The 3,664-nt window shown below is 53.4% G+C and carries 1 tRNA gene and 2 rRNA genes; all 3 read left to right on the forward strand.

The features are described from left to right. The first annotated feature begins 304 nt into the window (after nucleotides 1–304). The 3 genes from GOX66_RS25115 to GOX66_RS25125 all read left to right on the forward strand — a co-directional run bounded on the left by GOX66_RS25115 (nucleotide 305) and on the right by GOX66_RS25125 (nucleotide 3,664). Nucleotides 305–3,170, forward strand: a 23S ribosomal RNA gene (locus tag GOX66_RS25115). 186 nt (nucleotides 3,171–3,356) lie between these two features. Beyond that, nucleotides 3,357–3,471, forward strand: a 5S ribosomal RNA gene (rrf, locus tag GOX66_RS25120). Nucleotides 3,472–3,587: 116 nt separating this feature from the next. Continuing rightward, nucleotides 3,588–3,664, forward strand: a tRNA-Met gene (locus GOX66_RS25125).

Raw genomic sequence — 3,664 nt, forward strand, 5'->3', positions numbered from 1 at the left:
CTGCGTATCGCGACTGAAACGAACAGAGTTGTCCAAGTCTAATATACTAACCCGAGCGACCTGCGTTGATCAGCTGCACGGCTGAGAGACCATATGGGGTTGCTCAATTGTCCTCGTCCAAGTGGCGGGGGCGGGAAATGTATGTTTTTGGTTCAGAAGAACAGATCATCTTTAGTTACCAGCTGGATGATCACGATCGATCTGACCGAACTCTGCAGGCCGAAAGGCCGAAAGAGTTCACGTCCTCAAGTAGCCGAATAGGCGGTAGGACAAAAAAAGGTCATGTCTTTCTTTTTCTGGATCAAATCAAGCGCGAGAAGGGCGTTTGGTGAATGCCTTGGCAGCAAGAGGCGATGAAAGACGTGATACTCTGCGATAAGCCATGGGGAGCTGAGAATAAGCTTTGATCCATGGATTTCTGAATGGGGCAACCCACCTGAAAGCTTCATATTGTTATCTCTGATACTCAATATGGGGTTTAAACAGGTACTTAAGACCTGAATACATAGGGTTTTAAGAGCAAACCCGGGGAACTGAAACATCTAAGTACCCGGAGGAAAGGAAATCAATTGATACTCCCCTAGTAGCGGCGAGCGAACGGGGACCAGCCGAGCCGGATGAGTGACTAGAACACGTTGGGAAGCGTGGCCATAGCGGGTGACAGCCCCGTATAGGAAGCTTTGACGGACGTATTAAGTAGGGCGGAACACGTGAAATTCTGTCTGAAGATCGGAGGACCACCTTCGAAGGCTAAGTACTCCTTGCTGACCGATAGTGAACCAGTACCGTGAGGGAAAGGTGAAAAGCACCCCGACGAGGGGAGTGAAACAGTACCTGAAACCGAACGCCTACAATCAGTCGGAGCCCCCTTGCGGGGTGACGGCGTACCTTTTGTATAATGGGTCATCGACTTGGTCTCACGAGCAAGCTTAAGCCGTTAGGTGTAGGCGTAGCGAAAGCGAGTCTTAATAGGGCGAATGAGTTCGTGGGATCAGACCCGAAACCGAGTGATCTAGGCATGGCCAGGTTGAAGGTAAGGTAACACTTACTGGAGGACCGAACCCACATCCGTTGAAAAGGATCGGGATGAGCTGTGCCTAGGGGTGAAAGGCCAATCAAACTCGGAGATAGCTGGTTCTCTGCGAAATCTATTTAGGTAGAGCGTCATCCGAATACCCCGGGGGGTAGAGCACTGGATGGGTAATGGGGCCCCACAGGCTTACTGATCCTAACCAAACTCCGAATACCCGGGAGTACTAGATGGCAGACACACTGCGGATGCTAACGTCCGTAGTGGAGAGGGAAACAACCCTGACCTACAGCTAAGGCCCCCAATTCATGGCTAAGTGGGAAAGCAGGTGGGACGACCAAAACAACCAGGAGGTTGGCTTAGAAGCAGCCATCCTTTAAAGATAGCGTAACAGCTCACTGGTCTAAATAAGTTGTCCTGCGGCGAAGATGTAACGGGGCTCAAGCCATGAGCCGAAGCTTAGGAGTGCGTAAGCACTGGTAGCAGAGCGTAGTGTGACATAACACTCATCCTGTATTGCCGCCGGTTATGTGGCGCGGGCAACCGCGCTCAAGTAGCCGAATAGGCGGTAGCGCAGGATAGAGTGTTTTCGATGAAGCCGGGGCGTGAGCCATCCGGTGGAGAGATCACTAGTGAGAATGATGACATGAGTAGCGACAAAGAGTGTGAGAGACACTCTCGCCGAAAGTCCAAGGGTTCCTGCTTAAAGCTAATCTGAGCAGGGTAAGCCGGCCCCTAAGCCGAGGCCGAAAGGCGTAGGCGATGGGAACTAGGTTAATATTCCTAGGCCAGGAGGATGTGACGGATCACAGGTGTAGTTCAATCTTATCGGATTGATTGGGCTGCTGAGTGGTTCCTGGAAATAGCCCTCCATCAGACCGTACCCTAAACCGACACAGGTGGACTGGTAGAGCATACCAAGGCGCTTGAGAGAACGATGTTGAAGGAACTCGGCAAAATACCTCCGTAAGTTCGCGAGAAGGAGGCCCGGTTCCTAGGCAACTAGGGGCTGGGGGCACAAACCAGGGGGTGGCGACTGTTTATTAAAAACACAGGGCTCTGCGAAGTCGCAAGACGACGTATAGGGTCTGACGCCTGCCCGGTGCCTGAAGGTTAAAAGGAGAGGTGAGAGCCTTGAATTGAAGCCCAGGTAAACGGCGGCCGTAACTATAACGGTCCTAAGGTAGCGAAATTCCTTGTCGGGTAAGTTCCGACCTGCACGAATGGCGTAACGACTTCCCCGCTGTCTCCAACATCGACTCAGCGAAATTGAATTGCCTGTCAAGATGCAGGCTTCCCGCGGTTAGACGGAAAGACCCCGTGCACCTTTACTACAGCTTCGCACTGGCATCAGGATTGTGATGTGCAGGATAGGTGGTAGGCTTTGAAACCGTGACGCCAGTCGCGGTGGAGCCTCCCTTGAGATACCACCCTTCGCACTCTTGATGTCTAACCGCGGTCCGTTATCCGGATCCGGGACCCTGCGTGGCGGGTAGTTTGACTGGGGCGGTCGCCTCCTAAAGCGTAACGGAGGCGCGCGAAGGTTGGCTCAGAGCGGTCGGAAATCGCTCGTTGAGTGCAATGGCAGAAGCCAGCCTGACTGCGAGACTGACAAGTCGAGCAGAGTCGAAAGACGGCCATAGTGATCCGGTGGTCCCGAGTGGAAGGGCCATCGCTCAACGGATAAAAGGTACGCCGGGGATAACAGGCTGATACTGCCCAAGAGTCCATATCGACGGCAGTGTTTGGCACCTCGATGTCGGCTCATCTCATCCTGGGGCTGGAGCAGGTCCCAAGGGTACGGCTGTTCGCCGTTTAAAGAGGTACGTGAGCTGGGTTTAGAACGTCGTGAGACAGTTCGGTCCCTATCTGCCGTGGGTGTAGGAGACTTGAGAGGAGTTGCCCCTAGTACGAGAGGACCGGGGTGAACGATCCACTGGTGGACCTGTTGTCGTGCCAACGGCAGTGCAGGGTAGCTATGATCGGACAGGATAACCGCTGAAGGCATCTAAGCGGGAAGCCCCCCTCAAAACAAGGTCTCCCTGAGGGCCGTGGAAGACCACCACGTCAATAGGCCGGAGATGTAAGCGCAGTAATGCGTTCAGTTGACCGGTACTAATCGCCCGATAGGCTTGATTTGATCCAGTAATGGAAAGACAAATCAAAAACATACACCTCAGTAAACATGGATGGCTGTGTCGCGCCAAGCGGCATTGTTGATTGACATAATAACCGTGCGGCAACGCGCCTTTATCTGCGATAAAGACGCTGCCTGCCGCGCGTCGCGCTTTTGCTCCGCAAAAGTCGCGACGGGGATTTTCCTCGGTTTGGTGGTCATAGCGCAAGTGAAACACCCGGTCCCATCCCGAACCCGGAAGTTAAGCACTGCCGCGCCAATGGTACTTGGGCTTAAGCCCCGGGAGAGTAGGTCACCGCCAAACCTAGAAAAATCCCACATATCTCTCTAACGATGAAATCAATACCAGGCCTCAAAACGCGAAAGCAATGGGCCAAAAACAGGCCTCAAGTAGCGTAAGCGGTAGGCCTCCAAAAGTGTCGCGGGATGGAGCAGCCCGGTAGCTCGTCAGGCTCATAACCTGAAGGTCGCAGGTTCAAATCCTGCTCCCGCAACCA

The organism is Ruegeria lacuscaerulensis (genome assembly GCF_013031245.1).
GTDB classification, from domain to species: Bacteria; Pseudomonadota; Alphaproteobacteria; order Rhodobacterales; family Rhodobacteraceae; genus Ruegeria; species Ruegeria lacuscaerulensis_C.